Annotated in this window: 16 protein-coding genes, 2 tRNA genes and 1 rRNA gene; 6 read left to right on the top strand and 13 right to left on the bottom strand. The window is 65.3% G+C overall.

The annotated features are described in order from the left end of the window. Positions 1-35: 35 nt before the first annotated feature. From nrdE to FPH17_RS06095, 5 genes are all read right to left on the bottom strand, one after another. Positions 36-2,216 (bottom strand): class 1b ribonucleoside-diphosphate reductase subunit alpha, encoded by a 2,181-nt coding sequence (nrdE, locus tag FPH17_RS06115; RefSeq protein ID WP_414437236.1) that lies wholly within the window; start codon positions 2,214-2,216, stop codon positions 36-38. An 81-nt stretch (positions 2,217-2,297) separates the two neighbouring features. Next, on the bottom strand, positions 2,298-2,837 hold the full coding sequence (gene nrdI / locus FPH17_RS06110) for a class Ib ribonucleoside-diphosphate reductase assembly flavoprotein NrdI (protein ID WP_095547459.1): 540 nt from the start codon (positions 2,835-2,837) through the stop codon (positions 2,298-2,300). A gap of 81 nt (positions 2,838-2,918) precedes the next feature. Further along, positions 2,919-3,149: a glutaredoxin-like protein NrdH gene (nrdH, locus tag FPH17_RS06105; RefSeq protein WP_095275361.1), complete on the bottom strand. Its 231-nt coding sequence runs from the start codon at positions 3,147-3,149 to the stop codon at positions 2,919-2,921. 311 nt (positions 3,150-3,460) lie between these two features. After that, positions 3,461-3,583 carry a type B 50S ribosomal protein L36 gene (ykgO, locus tag FPH17_RS06100; RefSeq protein ID WP_005511141.1) on the bottom strand — a complete coding sequence of 41 codons (123 nt, stop codon included), beginning with the start codon at positions 3,581-3,583 and terminating at the stop codon, positions 3,461-3,463. 107 nt (positions 3,584-3,690) lie between these two features. Next, positions 3,691-5,094, bottom strand: coding sequence for a sugar porter family MFS transporter (locus FPH17_RS06095; protein ID WP_154879185.1), 1,404 nt, complete (start codon positions 5,092-5,094; stop codon positions 3,691-3,693). Between the two features lie 26 nt (positions 5,095-5,120). Here FPH17_RS06095 and nadE point away from each other — a divergent pair, with 26 nt between their 5' ends. Next, the gene (gene nadE / locus FPH17_RS06090; RefSeq protein WP_154879183.1) at positions 5,121-5,966 is read left to right on the top strand and encodes an NAD(+) synthase; all 846 of its coding nucleotides are present in this window, start codon (positions 5,121-5,123) and stop codon (positions 5,964-5,966) included. Here nadE and FPH17_RS06085 read toward each other — a convergent pair. Beyond that, on the bottom strand, positions 5,963-6,745 hold the full coding sequence (locus tag FPH17_RS06085; RefSeq protein WP_203085503.1) for a fructosamine kinase family protein: 783 nt from the start codon (positions 6,743-6,745) through the stop codon (positions 5,963-5,965). The two genes, nadE and FPH17_RS06085, sit on opposite strands and share 4 nt — an antisense overlap. Further along, positions 6,738-7,217: a methylated-DNA--[protein]-cysteine S-methyltransferase gene (locus FPH17_RS06080; protein WP_203085504.1), complete on the bottom strand. Its 480-nt coding sequence runs from the start codon at positions 7,215-7,217 to the stop codon at positions 6,738-6,740. Before FPH17_RS06080 ends, FPH17_RS06085 begins: the two co-directional genes overlap by 8 nt. 62 nt (positions 7,218-7,279) lie before the next feature. On the opposite strand from FPH17_RS06080, the gene FPH17_RS06075 reads away from it, so the two are divergent. Continuing rightward, entirely contained in the window at positions 7,280-7,987 is a 708-nt protein-coding gene (locus FPH17_RS06075; RefSeq protein WP_154879178.1) for a hypothetical protein, read from the top strand. Between the two features lie 232 nt (positions 7,988-8,219). On the opposite strand, the gene FPH17_RS06070 is transcribed toward FPH17_RS06075, so the two are convergent. From FPH17_RS06070 to FPH17_RS06055, 4 genes are all read right to left on the bottom strand, one after another. Next, positions 8,220-8,292: transfer RNA gene (locus FPH17_RS06070), tRNA-Ala, on the bottom strand. A 25-nt stretch (positions 8,293-8,317) separates the two neighbouring features. Continuing rightward, positions 8,318-8,390 (bottom strand) — tRNA-Ala (locus FPH17_RS06065). A 141-nt stretch (positions 8,391-8,531) separates the two neighbouring features. Further along, on the bottom strand, positions 8,532-9,296 hold the full coding sequence (locus tag FPH17_RS06060; RefSeq protein ID WP_154879176.1) for a DsbA family protein: 765 nt from the start codon (positions 9,294-9,296) through the stop codon (positions 8,532-8,534). Positions 9,297-9,410: 114 nt separating this feature from the next. After that, positions 9,411-9,914 (bottom strand): MauE/DoxX family redox-associated membrane protein, encoded by a 504-nt coding sequence (locus tag FPH17_RS06055; RefSeq protein ID WP_280114039.1) that lies wholly within the window; start codon positions 9,912-9,914, stop codon positions 9,411-9,413. Between the two features lie 88 nt (positions 9,915-10,002). Between FPH17_RS06055 and FPH17_RS06050 the strand changes: the two genes are divergently transcribed. Next, on the top strand, positions 10,003-10,593 hold the full coding sequence (locus tag FPH17_RS06050; protein WP_154879172.1) for a class I SAM-dependent DNA methyltransferase: 591 nt from the start codon (positions 10,003-10,005) through the stop codon (positions 10,591-10,593). Here FPH17_RS06050 and pgm read toward each other — a convergent pair whose 3' ends face one another. Then, a complete protein-coding gene (gene pgm, locus FPH17_RS06045) occupies positions 10,594-12,252 on the bottom strand; it encodes a phosphoglucomutase (alpha-D-glucose-1,6-bisphosphate-dependent) (RefSeq protein WP_154879170.1) in 1,659 nt (552 codons plus the stop codon). A 208-nt stretch (positions 12,253-12,460) separates the two neighbouring features. On the opposite strand from pgm, the gene FPH17_RS06040 reads away from it, so the two are divergent. The 3 genes from FPH17_RS06040 to FPH17_RS06030 are packed head-to-tail and all read left to right on the top strand — an operon-like array spanning position 12,461 to position 14,603. Beyond that, positions 12,461-13,879 (top strand): alanine/glycine:cation symporter family protein, encoded by a 1,419-nt coding sequence (locus FPH17_RS06040; RefSeq protein WP_154879168.1) that lies wholly within the window; start codon positions 12,461-12,463, stop codon positions 13,877-13,879. 20 nt (positions 13,880-13,899) lie between these two features. Continuing rightward, entirely contained in the window at positions 13,900-14,247 is a 348-nt protein-coding gene (locus FPH17_RS06035; RefSeq protein WP_154879165.1) for a CrcB family protein, read from the top strand. Between the two features lie 2 nt (positions 14,248-14,249). Then, a complete protein-coding gene (locus FPH17_RS06030; protein ID WP_154879163.1) occupies positions 14,250-14,603 on the top strand; it encodes a FluC/FEX family fluoride channel in 354 nt (117 codons plus the stop codon). A 1,084-nt stretch (positions 14,604-15,687) separates the two neighbouring features. On the opposite strand, the gene rrf is transcribed toward FPH17_RS06030, so the two are convergent. Next, positions 15,688-15,805 (bottom strand): 5S ribosomal RNA (gene rrf / locus FPH17_RS06025). Positions 15,806-15,817: the final 12 nt, after the last annotated feature.

The raw sequence follows: 15,817 nt of genomic DNA, 5'->3' as shown, positions 1-15,817 counted from the left end.
GGGGCCCGGTCGTGTGCCAGCGGCAGCTCTGCCGGCTACAGCATGCAGGACACGCAGCCCTCGACCTCGGTGCCTTCCAGCGCCATTTGGCGCAGGCGGATGTAGTACAGGGACTTGATGCCCTTGGTCCATGCGTAGATCTGCGCGCGGTTCAGGTCGCGGGTGGTGACCGTGTCCTTGAAGAACATGGTCAGCGACAAGCCCTGGTCCACGTAGCGGGTCGCCACGGAGTAGGTGTCCACGATGGCCTTGTAGCCAATCTCGTACGCGTCCTCGAAGAACTCCAGGTTCTCGTTGTCCATGTGCGGCGCCGGGTAGTAGACGCGGCCGATCTTGCCTTCCTTGCGGATCTCAATCTTGGAGGCGATCGGGTGGATCGACGAGGTGGAGTTGTTGATGTAGGAGATGGAGCCGGTCGGCGGCACCGCCTGCAGGTAGCGGTTGTAGATGCCGTCGCGCGCCACGTCCTGCTTCAGCTGCTCCCACTCCTCCGCGGTCGGTGCGGCGATGTTGGAAGCGTCGAAAAGCGCCTTGACCTTGTCGGTCTTGGGCTGGAAGTCGGCCGGGTCGTAGCGGTCGAAGAATTCGCCGGTGGCGTACTCGGACTTGTCAAAGTCAGCGAACGCCTGGCCCTTTTCCACCGCGATCTTGTGGGACGCGCGGATGGCCTGAAACATCACGGCGGCGAAGTAGGCGTTGGTGAAGTCGAGTGCCTCCTCGGAGCCGTAGTGGATGTGCTCGCGGCCGAGGTAGCCGTGCAGGTTCATCTGGCCCAGGCCGATGGCGTGCGAGGCGTCGTTGCCCTCGCGCACGGACGGCACGGAGTTAATGGCCGTCTTGTCCGCCACGGCTGTCAGCCCGCGGATGGCGGTCTCGATGGTGCGGGCAAAGTTGTCCGAATCCATCGTCATCGCGATGTTCAGCGAGCCCAGGTTGCAGGAAATGTCGTGGCCGACCTCCTGGTAGGTCAGGTCCTCATTGAGCTCGGAGGCGGAGTTGACCTGGAGGATCTCGGAGCACAGGTTGGACATGTTGATGCGGCCGGTCTTCACCGGGTTCGCGCGGTTCGCGGTGTCCTCGAACATGATGTACGGGTAGCCGGACTCGAACTGAATCTCCGCCAGCGTCTGGAAGAACTGGCGGGCGTTGATCTTGGACTTGCGGATGCGCGGGTCCTCCACCATTTCCTCGTACTTCTCGGTCACGGAGATGTCGGCGAAGGGCTTGCCGTAGACGCGCTCGACGTCGTACGGGCTGAACAGGTACATGTCGTCGTTGCGCTTGGCCAGCTCGAAGGTGATGTCTGGGATGACCACGCCGAGCGAGAGGGTCTTGATGCGGATCTTCTCGTCCGCGTTCTCGCGCTTGGTGTCCAGGAACTTCATGATGTCCGGGTGGTGCGCATTCAGGTACACCGCGCCCGCGCCCTGGCGCGCGCCGAGCTGGTTGGCGTAGGAGAAGGAGTCCTCCAGCAGCTTCATCACGGGGATGACGCCGGAAGACTGGTTCTCAATGTGCTTGATGGGCGCGCCGGACTCGCGGATGTTGCTCAGCAGCAGGGCGACGCCGCCGCCGCGCTTGGACAGCTGCAGCGAGGAGTTGATGGCGCGACCGATGGACTCCATGTTGTCCTCGATGCGCAGGAGGAAGCAGGAGACGAGCTCGCCGCGCTGCGCCTTGCCGGCGTTGAGGAAGGTCGGGGTGGCGGGCTGGAAGCGGCCGGTCATGATCTCGTCCACGAGCGCGGACGCGAGCTCCTCATCGCCGTCGGCGAGGAAGAGCGCCGTCATCGCCACGCGATCCTCAAAGCGCTCGAGGTAGCGGCGGCCGTCAAACGTCTTCAGGGTGTAGGAGGTGTAGTACTTGTACGCGCCGAGGAAGGACTTAAAGCGGAACTTGAAACCGTAGGCGCGCTTGAACGTCTCCTTCACAAATTCCCAGTCGTAGGCGTCCACGACGTGCGGCTCGTAGTACTTGTTGTCCACCAGGTACTTCATCTTCTCTTCCAGGTCGTGGAAGTACACGGTGTTCTGGTTCACGTGCTGGAGGAAGAACTGATTGGCCGCTTCCCGGTCCTTATCAAACTGGATGTGGCCGTCCTCGTCGTAGAGGTTCAGCAGCGCGTTGAGCGCGTGATAATCCAACTGGTCGGTGGTATTCACCGGTTCCGGGACGACTTTCCCGTGCTTATCCGAAGCAGAAGCGTAGGTGGACACAGCAGAGCCTTTCATTCACGTTTGTCGGATCTCTAGGTTACAAGTTTGAGGTTTCTTGCGCTCGGGCGCAGGGCGCGCGCACTAGGCGCTGCGCGGATCGCGCAGGTATTTCGCCTGGTACTTGGCGCGCAGCGCGTCGAGCCGGTCCCCATTATCCGCGGGAAGCGGCTGCAGCGCCGCCTGTTGCCTTTCGCTCAACGGCGTGAGCCCGAGTGCCACCGCGTTGTGGATCAGCGAGCCGCGCACGTGCGCCACGTCGTCCCACGTCCCCATCAGCTCGAAGCGGTAGAGGTAGGGGACGTTGCACTTGCGCGCGATAATGTCGCCAGCCACGCAGTAGTCTGGGCCGAAGTTCGAATTGCCACCCGCGATCACACCGCGCAGCTGCGACCGGTTGCGCGGGTTGTTGAGGAAGCGGATGACTTGCTTGGGCACGGGCCGTGATTGAGCATTGCTTATCGACGCCCCTCCCCCGTACGTCGGACACACCAGCACAAAGGGCTCGTCCACCTCGAGCGGTGCCTCCGCCCTGCGCAGCGGGATCCGCGCGCTGGGCAACCCGACCTTTTCTACGAAACGTTTCGTATTTTCCGTCGTCGAGGAAAAGTACACGACAAGCATGCTCGCTCCAGGTGTTGAATTGTGCAGGTGGTGGGGTGCGCGCCCCGCCCAGGGCGCGCCGTGCGGCTCGCGCGGAGCCGCTTAGGCGGCGGGCTTCAGGCCGCGGATGCGATCCGGGCGGAAGCCGGACCAGTGCTCACCGTCCACCTCGACGATGGGTGCCTGCAGGTAGCCGAGCGCCATGACGTAATCACGAGCCTCCTCGTCCACCGAGATGTCGACGAGGGAGTACTCCAGACCAGCCTTATCAAGGGCCTTGGTGGTTGCCTTGCACTGCATGCAAGCGGGCTTCGTGTACACGGTGATGGACATAACCTGTAGCTCTTTTCTGTCGCGTTTACGGGAAGATGACGGGGTTTCCTCGGCGCTGATTCCTACCTCAGCGCAACACCAAGAAACACTATACCTTGGGGCAATTTCTGGCAAGTGATACTACATGTAGTAGTTACAGGGCTGGTATTCCCAGGATAGGCCCCAGGAATTACCCACATGTAGTCCGCTATAACCACTCCCGCACCAGCAAACGGGTTACATCCGTGCAATTTAATTTCACAAAAGCCAACACCCCGCCACCGGCCGGACGGAAATCCGGTTGGTGGCGGGGTGTTTGGGCGGGCGGTGAACTAGCCCTGGCGAGCCTTGAAGCGCGGCTCCTTCTTGTTGATCACGTAGACCTTGCCGCGGCGGCGTACAACCTGGGCGCCCGGCTTGTTCTTCAGCGACCGAAGCGACTTGCGGACCTTCATCGGGCGCTCCTTTCTTCTCGAGGTTTCATTGACCTGCGACCTCATGCCCAGCCGCAGCACGCTACCAGCATGCTGCGCGGTGCCGGGTCGCGACACGTCGGTTAAGGTTACACGTTCTTCTGCCCAGCACCAAAACGCTGGCGCATCTCCGCGGCGACGTCGTCAAGACTGCGCCCCATCGTCTCCGGGACCCGGCGCGCCACGAAGACGGAGGCGACCACGCCGAAGACCGCAAAGAGGCAGAAGGTGAAGGTGGCAGAGGTGGCGTCGACAAGCGGGAGGAAGAACTGGGCGACCACCCAATTCATCACCCATAGCGCGAGCCCGGCCAGGCCCATCCCCACGCCGCGGACCTGTGGGGGCACGAGCTCGGAGATGAGCAGCCACGTCGTCGGCGAGACCGCGGCCTGTTGCGAGGCGATGAACCCCGCCATGCAGGCGAGCGCCACCCACGCCAGGGCCGCATTCCCCTCCGCGGCACGGAACATCACGGCGAGCGCGACGAGGAAGACCACGTTGCCCGCCAGACCGATGAGCAGCAGGCGCGTGCGGCCGATCCGGTCCACCACCTGCAAGCCAACCCAGCACGCGACCACGGACACCAAGCCAATGACGATGGAGGTGTAGACGGCGTTTTCGGTGGAGAGACCGACGGTCTCCATCATGGTGGGCGCGAAGTAGACGATCGCGTTGACGCCTGTGACCTGCTGCGTCACACCGAGCAGCGCGGCGACCAGGACTGTGGAGCGCAGCCAAGGGGTACGGCGGAGGGTGCGCCATTCCCCGGCGCTGGCAGCCTGGCGCGTCTGGGCGTCGTCAAGCAACAGCTCCTCGAGCTCATCCGAGCCCATGCCGACGCGCGCCGCAGTCTCCTCCGCCTGCCGACGCGCCCCGCGACGCGCCTGCCACAGCGGGGTTTCCGGCAGCAGGAACATGCCGACCGCCAGCGCGGCGCCCGGGACGGCGGCGAGGCCGAGCATCCACTGCCAGCTACCCGTGTGCGCGAGCACCGAGTTGACCAGGTACGCGAGGAGCTGGCCGACCACGATCATGAGCGTGTTCAGTGAGACGAGCTTGCCGCGGACCTTCGCCGGCGACATCTCAGCGATATACATGGGCGTGACGATTGAGACACCGCCGACCGCGACCCCGAGAAAGGTGCGCGCCGCCGCGAGGGCCCCGACGCCGCCAGCCAGAGCGCACCAGACGGAGCCGAGGACGAAGAGGACGCCTCCGACGATGAGTGTGCGGCGGCGGCCGAGCGCGTCTGCAACCGCGCCGCCGCCGAGGGCGCCAATGGCGGCGCCGACGAGCAGCATGGACGTCACCAGCCCCTCCTGCCCCGGAGTCATGCCGAACTCAGGGGTGATAAAGAGCAGAGCGCCGCTCATGACGCCGGTGTCGTAGCCGAACAGGAGACCGCCGAGCGCGGCCGTGGCGGCGACGGTGCGCGCAGAGTGCACAGAGCGTTCAGGGCGTACAGGGCGCGGTGCCCGAGTGTTGTGAACCATGTCCCCCAATATGGCTGACGGCTACGATGGATGTCATGTCTCAACACGACGAAAACCTGCAGCAAGACATCATAAAAGCCCTGGGTGTGCGCCCCTTGATCGATTCAGAGGCGGAAGTGTCGCGCCGCGTTGACTTCCTGGTTGACTACCTCACAGCCACGGGCGCGAACGGCTTCGTACTGGGCATCTCCGGCGGGCAAGACTCCACCCTGGCGGGCAGGCTCGCCCAGCTCGCGGTGGAGCGGCGTCGCGCCGAGGGCGCCGAGGCCACGTTCGTCGCGGTCCGCCTCCCGCACGGCGTGCAGGCCGACGAGGACGACGCGCAGCTCGCGCTCCAGTTCATCCGCCCCGACGAGACCGTCACCGTGGACATCAAGCCCGCCACCGACGCGCTCAACGCGCAGGTTGCCTCCGCCATTGGGGTGGACGGCCTCGGCGACTTCAACAAGGGCAACGTTAAAGCCCGGCTGCGCATGGTGGCGCAGTACGCCATCGCCGGCGAGCGCGGCCTCCTGGTCATTGGCACCGACCACGCGGCGGAGAACATCACCGGCTTCTTCACCAAGTTCGGCGACGGCGCAGCCGACCTCCTCCCGCTCGCCGGCCTGAACAAGCGCCAGGGCGCCGCGCTGCTCCAGCACCTCGGCGCCTCCCCGCGCCTGTGGGAGAAGGTGCCCACCGCGGACTTAGAGGAGGATCGCCCGGCGCTGCCCGATGAGGAAGCGCTCGGCGTGAGCTATTCACTTATCGACGATTACCTGGAAGGCAAGCAAGTGCCCGCCGACGCCGCGGCGCGCCTGGAACACCTCTGGCGCGCCGGCCAGCACAAGCGCCACCTGCCTCCGGGGCCGACCGAAACATGGTGGCGCTAGCTGTTCTTTCCGGCCCCTGTGCCGAGGGCGTCGAGGGTGTCAAGGGCGGCGCGGACTAGCGCCGAGGCGTAACTCGGGCCGTGGGTGGTGGCGTGGACCGCGAGCGGGTGCAGCTGATGAACCGGGATGCGGGCGCGCCAGCCTGGCCCAGGCGTGCCGCCCGCGCCGAGGTAACCGTCCACGATCGCGTCGAAGTACGGAGCACCGAAGAGCTCCAGCATGGCGATGTCCGTCAGTGGGTGCCCGCCGTGGGCGGCCGGGTCGATGAACCTCGGACCCTCCGGGCTAAACAGGAGGTTGCCCGCCCACAGGTCGCCGTGGATGCGCGCGAGCGGGGCGTCCTCGTCCTCGGCCAGGAGCGCGTCGCAGGCACGCTCAACCTCGCTGAGCCCGTGCGCGTCCAGGTTGCCTACGGCGTGCGCCGAGCGCGCGAACGGCAGCACGCGTTGGTTGACATAAAACTCGGCCCAGCGGTCCGCCGGCACACAATCCTGCTCAAGACGCCCGATGAAGTTCGGCCCCTCCCACCCGGTCGGCGGGGCGCCGAACGCCGGGGCACCCGCGGCGTGGATCGCAGCCAACTCGCGGCCGGCGCGGAGCGCGGCGTCTCGAGTTGGGCGTGCGGGCTCGACGGATTCGATGGTGAGGGTGTTCGTGGCGTCGTGAAGCGAAAGGACCTCGACCACGGCCTGCGATCCCTCGCGCAGCCAGCGAAGCCCCGCCGCCTCGGAGGCGGCGGACCCCGGGGCACTGCCGTGCTTGGTAAAGCCCTCAGACATCAATGCCCTCCTTGTCCAGCAGGTAACGTTTCGCGTCGGTGCCGCCACGGTAACCGCCGAGACCGCCGTCCGCGCGCAGCACCCGGTGACAGGGCACGACGATGGGCAGCGGGTTGTTCGCGCAGGCGCCGCCTACCGCGCGCACAGCGTTGGGGTTTCCCACCTGCCCGGCGAGCTGCTTGTAGGTGGTGGTGGCGCCGAAGGGGACGCGGGCGAGCTCCCGGAGGACCTCGGTGCGAAACCCCGACGCAAACCGGAAGTCCAGCGGGAGCGTGAAGCTCGTGCGGTGGCCTGCGAAGTACTCCGTGAGCTGTTGGGCGGCCAGCGGTACTTCGGCGGGGCGGTCGGCACGGTCGCGCTCGGCGTCGATGTCGTCGCACTCGAAGAGGACCTTGGCCAACCCCTTCGGTGTCACGACGAGGCCCAGGCGGCCAATTGGGGAATCGATCTGGTGGAACTGCAGCGTGTCCATGGGCCCCACCGTAGCCTGCAAACGGCCTGCTCGCCGGGGGCACATTCGATAAACTCCAAGCTATGCACAAGAAACTTGCAAGCATTTCTCTTCTCCTCGTTGCATCAGCCGCGGCGCTCGTGGGGTGTAGCGATTCCTCTTCCGACACGATCGCGGGGACGAACCCGCCTATCGACGCCACCGTGTGCGACGGCGACGCCGGCTGCGAATCCGACATGCGCGACTTGAGCCACAAGCTGGTGGATGCTGACGACGCGAACGGCGACGGCGTTATTGACCAGGAAGAGCTCGACGCGGCACGCGACCGAATGGACCGAATGGAAAAGGAGCAGGCCGACAAGGAAGCCGCGGAGCAAGCGGCGTCCGAATCGAGCGCGGCAGCGGCAGCTTCCGAGTCAGCAGCCGCAGAGGCGTCCCGCTCCGCGCAGGCGCGCGAGGAGGCGGAGCAGTCAGCGGCGGCAGCGTCCGAGGCAGCCGCAGCGGAAGCGCGCAACCAGCAGCAGGCGCCCGAACCAGAGCCGGCACCCGCGCCGGTACAAGAATCTCCGCAGCAGGAGGCGCCAGCGCAGCAGGCTCCTGTTCAGCAGGCTCCTGCCCAGCCCGCGCCGCAGCAGGGCGGGCCGAGCATGGAGTGGGCCACCATGGGCCCCTACGCCTCCGAGTGGACGTGCGAGCAGGCGCGCAGCCTCTGGCCGGTGGACTCGAGCGCTTGCTACACCGGGGCCGACGGCAGCGCCTACTTCGAGGGCATGCGTCAGGCTGCGCAGTAGGCAACCCGGCAGTGGGGATTACGCCGGGCTGCGCTCATACAATCGGCACCTCAAGGTTGACGAGAACAGCTTGACGAGGGTGCGACGAAACCTCCGCATCTTCGTCATCCGGTCCTCGTCAAACAGGCCGCACCTCGCCGCCAACCACGGCCAGAGCCAGGTACCTTCCACCCCGCACCAACGAAAAAGCTGCCCGGCCAACTCACTGAGTCAGCCGGGCAGCGTGCCAAAGTGGAGCTAACGGGATTCGAACCCGTGACCCCCACACTGCCAGTGTGGTGCGCTACCAACTGCGCCATAGCCCCGTAGGTGAATATGTAATTGTAGGAGTGGAGCTAACGGGATTCGAACCCGTGACCCCCACACTGCCAGTGTGGTGCGCTACCAACTGCGCCATAGCCCCAGTTTGGGATTGCATGGACCGGCGGTGACCGGCCCGAAGCACTTTGCTCAATATACACGCGCGCCCGCTGGCGAACCAAATCGCCTGCGGGCGCGAATTCTGACAACTCCACCCGGCCGGACCGGGCGGGGTGCGCAGGGGCTACTTGCTGTTCTTCAGGGTCTCCACCCAAGCGTCGCGGTCACCCTCGATGTCCTTGCCGTCGACCATCACGCGCGGGGTCCAAGCGCCCTGCTGGTCGGCCGGGGCGTCCTTGGTGCGGTCCTCCTGCAGCTTAATGTTCGCGTCGGAGACCTCCTTCGCGGTGTCCATGTACTTGCCGTCGCGAATCTCCTGCACGGCATCCCCGGATGCGCCGTAGTCCTCGGCCAGCTTGGCCAGGTCTTCAGCCTCGAGCTTCTTGTACACGTCCTGCTGGTTCCCAAACAGGTAGTAGCGCAGGTTGAGCGCGGCGTTCGTGTCGTTGTGCGCGAACAGTGCCAGCTCCGCCGCCAGGGTGCGGGTGGAGTGATCCGGCGAGTACGCGTCGCCACGGCCGTCCAACGCCACCATTGGGCGCAGCTCAATCTGGATCTCGCCAGCCTTCAGCGCCTCGAGCGCCTGGTCGCCCGTCGCTTCCTCCAGCTCGGCACAGTGGGAGCAGGAGAAGTCTTCGAACAGGTCAGCCTCCGGAGCGTCCTCCGCACCCTCGGCGGCGAGGTGGATCACGTCGGAGCCTTCCTCCCAGGTGGAGGTGATACCGGTCGTGTCAATCATGTCCTCGGCAATCGCGTCCTTGCGGTCCTTCTTACCGTTGAAGACGATGATGCCAATCACAATCGCGGCGATCGCAATGACGGCGACGATGGCCCAAATGAAGCCGGCGCCACCCTTCGCGTTCGGGTTCTGGACCTTACGAGTGGTCAATGTAGGTTCTCCTCAATATCAGAAGCGGTTGTGGCCGGTCGGCGCTGCCACGCGGGTTTCGGTAGCGTCGATAAGCGCCGCTCTACCCCGCGGATTATACGGCACGACCTGGCCCTAGGGGTAGATGGCGAATTTCTTGAACGGGCGATAGATCATGAACAGCGTGATCGCGATGTAGATAACGTCGCGCCCCACGGTGGCCAGGAGGTTTGTCCCCTCGGTGCCCTCAGTGTTGGGGTCGAAGCAGCCGCAGTCAATGATCAGGCCGCGCTGCCACGCGGAGAGCATGCCGATAATAAACAGGCTCAGCACGCCGATGGAGATCCAGCCCGCGGGCCGCAGCTTGATCCCCAGGAGCAGGAGGAGTCCGCCCGCAAGTTCGAGGGGGCCGATGATGTGCGCGAGTAGGTAGGACCAGTCGCGCGTAAAAATCTCGTACGCGGCGATGGTTTGCGTCACGTCCAGTACAGCGCCGATTTTCGGGATCGCGGCCTTAATCCACACGTAGGCCATGAAAAAGCGAGCCGCCGCCGAGAGCACGTCGAGCACGAGCGCGCGCGTGCTGCGCTTCGCCTCCACCTGCTCAGCGGGCGCGTCCGTTACATCTGTTGTCGTCACAACCAGCAGCCTAGCGCAGCGCTGCATACCCCGGGAAGCCTCCACTCCGATTAATGGTGTGATCTGTGACTCGCATATACTCGGTACCATGCCTACCTGGAAAGACATCACCACCGCGAATCCCGCCCACTCCGAAAATTATGCACAGCGATGGAAAGCATTCGTCGCCCAAGGCAAAGACATCGACGGCGAGGCCAGGCTTATCGACGCCACCGTGCCCCGCCACGCACGCATCCTCGACGCAGGCTGCGGCACCGGCCGCGTCGGCGGCTACCTCGCCCAGCGCGGACATGAGGTGATTGGCACCGACCTCGACCCGATCCTCATCGGCCACGCGAAGGAGGACTTCCCCGACGCAACCTGGCTGGTCGGCGACCTATCCGAGGACGAGATCCCCGCCCACGACATCGACGTCGCCGTGTGCGCCGGCAACGTGATGGGCTTCCTCGCCCCCGCCGGCCGAGCGCCGGCGCTGGAAAACATCTTCCGCACCCTGCGCCCCGGTGGCCGCCTCTTCGTCGGCTTCGGCGCGGGCCGCGGCTGGAGCTTCGACGACTTCCTCGCCACCGCCAAGGAAGCCGGCTTCGCGGTCCAGTACTGCTACGAGAGCTGGGACCTCCAGCCGCTCACCCAGGACTCGGCGTTCCTGGTTGCCCAGCTCGCGCGCCCGGCGGAGTAGCTACTCCCCCAGTACGTCGGCGACGACAGCCTTCGCCGCCTCCTGCACCTGCTTGAGGTGGTCTTCGCCCTTGAAGGACTCCGCGTAGATCTTGTACTTGTCCTCGGTGCCGGACGGGCGGGCAGCGAACCACGCGTTCTCCGTGGTCACTTTGAGCCCGCCGATGGCTGCGCCGTTGCCCGGTGCCTCGGTGAGCTTCGCGCTGATCGGCTCGCCGGCGAGCTCGGTCGCGCTGACCTGCTCCGGCGAGAGCGCTTTGAGGGTGGCTTTCTGCTCGCGGTTCGCGGGGGCGTCGATACGCGCGTAGGCCGGCGCGCCGAATTGCTCGGCCAGCTCTGCGTAGCGCTGCGACGGGGTCTTGCCGGTCACGGCCGTAATCTCTGCCGCGAGCAGATCCATGATCAGACCGTCCTTGTCGGTGGACCAGACGGTGCCGTCTTTGCGCAGGAAGGAGGCGCCGGCGGATTCCTCGCCGCCGAAGCCGATCTGCCCGTCGATAAGCCCGGGCACGAACCACTTGAAGCCGACGGGGACCTCGACGAGCGTGCGGCCAAGCGACTCCACAACGCGGTCGATCATGGATGAAGACACGAGCGTCTTGCCCACGGCGGTGCCATCGGCCCAGCCGTCGCGGTGGCTGAACAGGTACTCGATGGCCACGGCCAGGTAGTGGTTCGGGTTCATCAGCCCGGCGTCCGGGGTGACAATGCCGTGGCGGTCCGCGTCCGCGTCGTTGCCAGTAGCGATGCCGTACTTATCGCGGTTGTGCACCAGCGACGCCATGGAGTTCGGGCTGGAGCAGTCCATGCGGATCTTGCCGTCAGTATCCAGCGTCATGAACCGCCAGGTGGCGTCGACGTTCGGATTGACTACCTGCATGTTGAGCCCGTGGCGCTCGGCGATCGCGCCCCAATAGTCCACCGACGCGCCGCCCATCGGGTCCGCGCCGATGCTCAGTCCGGAGCCACGGATTGCGTCGATGTCCACCACGTTCGGCAGATCGTCGACGTAGTTGCCCAGGAAGTCGAAGCGTTCGGCGCGGTCATCCAGGACGCCGGTGACGTTGACTCGGCGCACACCCTCCAGGTCGCGGGCGAGGTACTGGTTGGCACGCTCGGCGATCCAGTCCGTGGCGTCCGCACCAGCAGGGCCGCCGCTGGGCGGGTTGTACTTGAAGCCGCCGTCGCGCGGCGGGTTGTGCGAGGGGGTAATCACGATGCCATCCGCGCGCTGCGGGTCCGTGCCGGTCACGCCGCCAGTGAGCTTGGCATTGTGCGCCAGAATCGCGTGCGAGACTGCGGGGGTGGGAGTGTAGCGCCCCGCGGCGTCGACAAGCACTGGCACCTCGTTGGCAATGAGGACCTCGAGCGCGGTAACCATCGCCGGCTCAGAGAGCGCGTGGGTATCGCGGCCGATGTAAACGGGACCGCCGATGGAGTGAGCGCGGCGGTAATCCACGATGGCCTGCGTGGTGGCCAGGATGTGCGGCTCGTTGAACGCGTTGTCCAGCGCGGACCCGCGGTGCCCAGAGGTGCCGAAGCTGACCTGCTGGTCAGGGTCCTCCGCGTCGATGTCGCGCGTGTAATAAGCCGTGACCAGCGCGGCGATGTCGATCAGGTCTCCGGGCTGGGCGAGTTGACCAGCGCGTTCGTGTGCCATGTGCGTGCTCCTTGTGTCTCCGTCAGGCGCGCCGCTTCTCGACGCCCCCTGCTCACCCCCATCTTCCATGCTCCAACCAATTTCTGCCAGGATTCGTATTTTTATCACTCGACAGGTTATTCTGACGTCCAAAGTTCCGTTCGCATTGCGCACGGCAGCGCGACGGCGGCGTGAGCCTATCCCCAATTCCTGCCCGAAACGTGGAGTTATGACCTCATCGTTGAATGACGTCCTCAGCGCGGTGTCCACCGTCGTCTGGGGACCCTTCGTCCTCATGCCACTGCTGCTCGGCACCGGCCTGTACCTCACCATCCGGCTCGGCGGCATCCAGTTCCGCACGCTTGGGCGCGCCACGCGCCACGCGTTTATTGACACGAGCAGCGAGGGCGCCGGCGACATCTCCAACTACCAAGCACTCACCACGGCGCTCGCCGCGACCGTGGGCACGGGCAACATCGTTGGCGTCGCCACCGCCCTGTCCATCGGCGGTCCGGGGTCGCTGTTCTGGATCTGGGTGACCGGACTCGTCGGCATGGCCACCAAGTACAGCGAGGCCTACCTGGGCGTTCGCTTCCGCACCACCGACAAGCACGGCAAGCAACAGGGCGGGCCCCAGACCTACCTGCGCCGCGGGATTCCCGGTGGCCTTGGCAAAGTGCTCGCCGCGGCATTCATGCTGTTTACCATTTTCGCGTCCTTTGGCATCGGCAACCTGGCCCAGGGCAACTCGATTGCCGCCGGCATGGAGGACGCGTTCGGCGTCGACCCGGTCGTCTCCGGCATCCTGATCTTCCTCTGCGTGGGCGCCGCCGTCCTCGGCGGCATTGAGGGCATTGGCAAGATCACGGCTGCGTTCGTGCCGCTGATGATCGTCATTTACGTGGTTGGCGGTATCGCCGTGCTCATCACCATGGCCGACCAGATCCCGGCGGCGCTAAGTGCGATCTTCACCGGCGCATTCTCCGGCTCCGCTGCCGCTGGCGGTTTCGTCGGCTCCGGGATCATGCTGGCCATCCAGTTCGGCGTGGCTCGCGGCATCTTTTCCAACGAGTCGGGCATGGGCTCCGCCGCCATCGCCGCCGCCGCCGCGAAGACGGAACACCCCGTGCGTCAGGGCCTCGTGTCCATGACTCAGACGTTCATTGACACCATCATCGTTGTCACCATCACCGGCCTGGTCATTGTCACCTCCGGCACTTGGCAGATGGGGCGCGACGAGGCAGCAGTGATGACCGCCGCCGGCTTCGCCGAGGGGCTGCCCGGCCACTGGGGAGGGACGATCGTCTCGATCTCCCTCATCTTCTTCGCGTTCTCCACCATCTTGGGCTGGTCTTACTACGGCGAGCGCTCCATCGTGGCGCTGTTTGGCCAGTGGATCAGCGTGCCCTACCGTATGTTCTTCACCGCGCTCTCGTTCGTCGGCGCGACCTCCGAGCTCGAACTCGCGTGGACCTTCTCCGACCTCGCCAACGGGCTCATGGCCATCCCGAACCTCATCGGCCTACTCATCCTCTCTGGGCTCGTCGCTCGCGAGACCCGCGAATACCTCAGGTTCGACCCCAGGCTCAAGAAGTCGCCTGACGACGTCGCCCGCTTCGTCCAGCAGCAACGCATGGACTGGCACTAGCCGCCTGCTACGCTGACGGCATGCAGGGTCCACTCAAAGAAGCGCTCCTCGTCGGCCTCGGCACCGCACTGGGGGCGCTTTTGCGCGCCGCCATTGTCGCCGCCATCCCAGGCTCCGCGATCATTGTCACCTTGGGCATCAATGCCGCCGGAGCCTTCGCCATGGGCTACTTCAAGCCCGGCCCCTTCTTTGGCACCGGTGCCCTCGGCGGCTTCACCACCTTTTCCGCGATGACGGTCGCCGCAGCCACGTCCAGCGCGATCTGGGCACTCGGCATCATCGCGATGAGTTTCATCGTCTGCGTCGGAGCTTGGTTGCTTGCCGACGCCACGTCCCCCCACCCCTACCGCACACAGGCAAGGCCCTGAGCATGCCTTTGCTGATCTGGACCACGGTTGCCATCTTCGCCGGAGCCTTCGCCGGCGGCGTCTCCCGGTGGGCACTAGCGCATATCCCCGCTCCGCGCATGGGGACGTGGGCAGCGAACATGATCGCCTGCTCAGTCCTCGGCTTCGTTGCTGCCCAACCTGGATTGGTGCCGTTAGCGGTGGGCACGGGCTTCGCCGGCGCACTGTCAACCTGGTCCACCCTAGCCAAAGAGCTCGGCCAGCTCATCCGTGACCGGAATTGGTCCGGGCTGGTCCGCTACACCTTGGCCACGGCAGTGCTGAGCCTGGTCGCCGCCGGTTTCGGGCTTCGCTGGGGCGCTCTCGCATTCGGGTAGGTGCTTGCGGTCGCTTCGTGTGGGTGCTTACGTTGGCTTCGCGGCAGGGAAGCGTCAGTTGTGCGGTGGTTGTGTGGCTTCGGCGCGGGCTGTTCTCTTTGAGGCTAGCTCCATTTGCCCGGTTGCGCCGGTAAAACCCCTGGTCGCATGTGTCTGGTAGCCGCAGATGGAGCTAGCGCCATGTACGATCGGCTCATCGGGAAATCTCCTGATCGCACGTGACCGGTCGATGCAAATGGAGCTAGCTCGAACTGCGCGTATGCACCGATAAATCACCTGGTTGCGGTTGGCCGGACCGTATAGATGGAGCTAGCGCCAAGTACGCACGCCTCGTGGGTCGGCCCAGCCCCCGCTATTCATGCTCAAGACAGTCGGCAAATAACTACCTCTACTCTGCGTTGGCAGAGTGACTTGTCATGATCCACAGTCCCCCAGCTCCTGTCACTCTGCGCCGGCAGAGTCGACAGCGTGCTGCGCCGGCGTGCGCCCGCTTCCTTTGACACCGCGCATTAGCACCAGTGGATCGATCGGACGTCCCCGCCGGCTGCCACTCTGCACAGGCAGGGTAGCGTCACGCCTTCCAGGCCCCTGTCCACTCTTCGGCGGCAGAGTATTGCGGGACGCAGCCAGGTAAGTGGGTGCGGTGGTTGTGTGGCTTCGGCGCGGGCTGCGCTCTTTGGAGCTAGCTCCATTTGCCCGGTTGCGCCGATAAAACCCCTGGTCGCATGTGTCTGGCAGCCGCAGATGGAGCTAGCGCCATGGAGACGACCGGCACCGGTATACCCCTAGTCGCGTTGTGTCTCCGGCGGTAGATAGCGCTAGCGCCATCTACGCCAGGCTCGCCGATAAAAGCCCTGGTCGCATGTGCCCGGTCGGTAGAGATGGAGCTCGCCCCATCGAGACGACCGCCAACGGTAAAACCCCCTCGGTCCTGTGTCGCCGCGGGCGCCAAAATAGCGCGGGGTACGTCTAGATCAACAGCCGGGGGCCAGCAGACCCCCGGCGCATGACTGTGGCCCCTGTGCAACCAGACGAATCCGGTAACGCAGGGGCCACAGTCCATATGAAATTATTTATAGTTTAGGGCCGGCGGTAACCTACTCTCCCACACCCTCCCGAGTGCAGTACCATCAGCGCGGGCGGGCTTAGCTTCCGGGTTCGGAATGGGACCGGGCGTTTCCCCGCCGCCATCAACCACCGACACACCCTCGGGG

It is taken from the genome of Corynebacterium gottingense, assembly GCF_007559235.1.
Taxonomy (GTDB): Bacteria; Actinomycetota; Actinomycetes; order Mycobacteriales; family Mycobacteriaceae; genus Corynebacterium; species Corynebacterium gottingense.
This window is presented reverse-complemented; position numbering and strand designations above follow the sequence as displayed.

Excerpts from the sequence above, each read along its gene's own strand:
- nadE (WP_154879183.1), top strand. The coding sequence starts at position 5,121 with ATGGATGTCATGTCTCAACACGACGAAAACCTGCAGCAAGACATCATA.
- FPH17_RS06085 (WP_203085503.1), bottom strand. The coding sequence starts at position 6,745 with ATGTCTGAGGGCTTTACCAAGCACGGCAGTGCCCCGGGGTCCGCCGCC.
- FPH17_RS06035 (WP_154879165.1), top strand. The coding sequence starts at position 13,900 with ATGCAGGGTCCACTCAAAGAAGCGCTCCTCGTCGGCCTCGGCACCGCA.
- FPH17_RS06040 (WP_154879168.1), top strand. The coding sequence starts at position 12,461 with ATGACCTCATCGTTGAATGACGTCCTCAGCGCGGTGTCCACCGTCGTC.
- FPH17_RS06095 (WP_154879185.1), bottom strand. The coding sequence starts at position 5,094 with ATGGTTCACAACACTCGGGCACCGCGCCCTGTACGCCCTGAACGCTCT.
- nrdI (WP_095547459.1), bottom strand. The coding sequence starts at position 2,837 with ATGCTTGTCGTGTACTTTTCCTCGACGACGGAAAATACGAAACGTTTC.
- nrdH (WP_095275361.1), bottom strand. The coding sequence starts at position 3,149 with ATGTCCATCACCGTGTACACGAAGCCCGCTTGCATGCAGTGCAAGGCA.
- FPH17_RS06080 (WP_203085504.1), bottom strand. The coding sequence starts at position 7,217 with ATGGACACGCTGCAGTTCCACCAGATCGATTCCCCAATTGGCCGCCTG.
- ykgO (WP_005511141.1), bottom strand. The coding sequence starts at position 3,583 with ATGAAGGTCCGCAAGTCGCTTCGGTCGCTGAAGAACAAGCCGGGCGCC.
- FPH17_RS06075 (WP_154879178.1), top strand. The coding sequence starts at position 7,280 with ATGCACAAGAAACTTGCAAGCATTTCTCTTCTCCTCGTTGCATCAGCC.
- FPH17_RS06030 (WP_154879163.1), top strand. The coding sequence starts at position 14,250 with ATGCCTTTGCTGATCTGGACCACGGTTGCCATCTTCGCCGGAGCCTTC.
- FPH17_RS06050 (WP_154879172.1), top strand. The coding sequence starts at position 10,003 with ATGCCTACCTGGAAAGACATCACCACCGCGAATCCCGCCCACTCCGAA.
- pgm (WP_154879170.1), bottom strand. The coding sequence starts at position 12,252 with ATGGCACACGAACGCGCTGGTCAACTCGCCCAGCCCGGAGACCTGATC.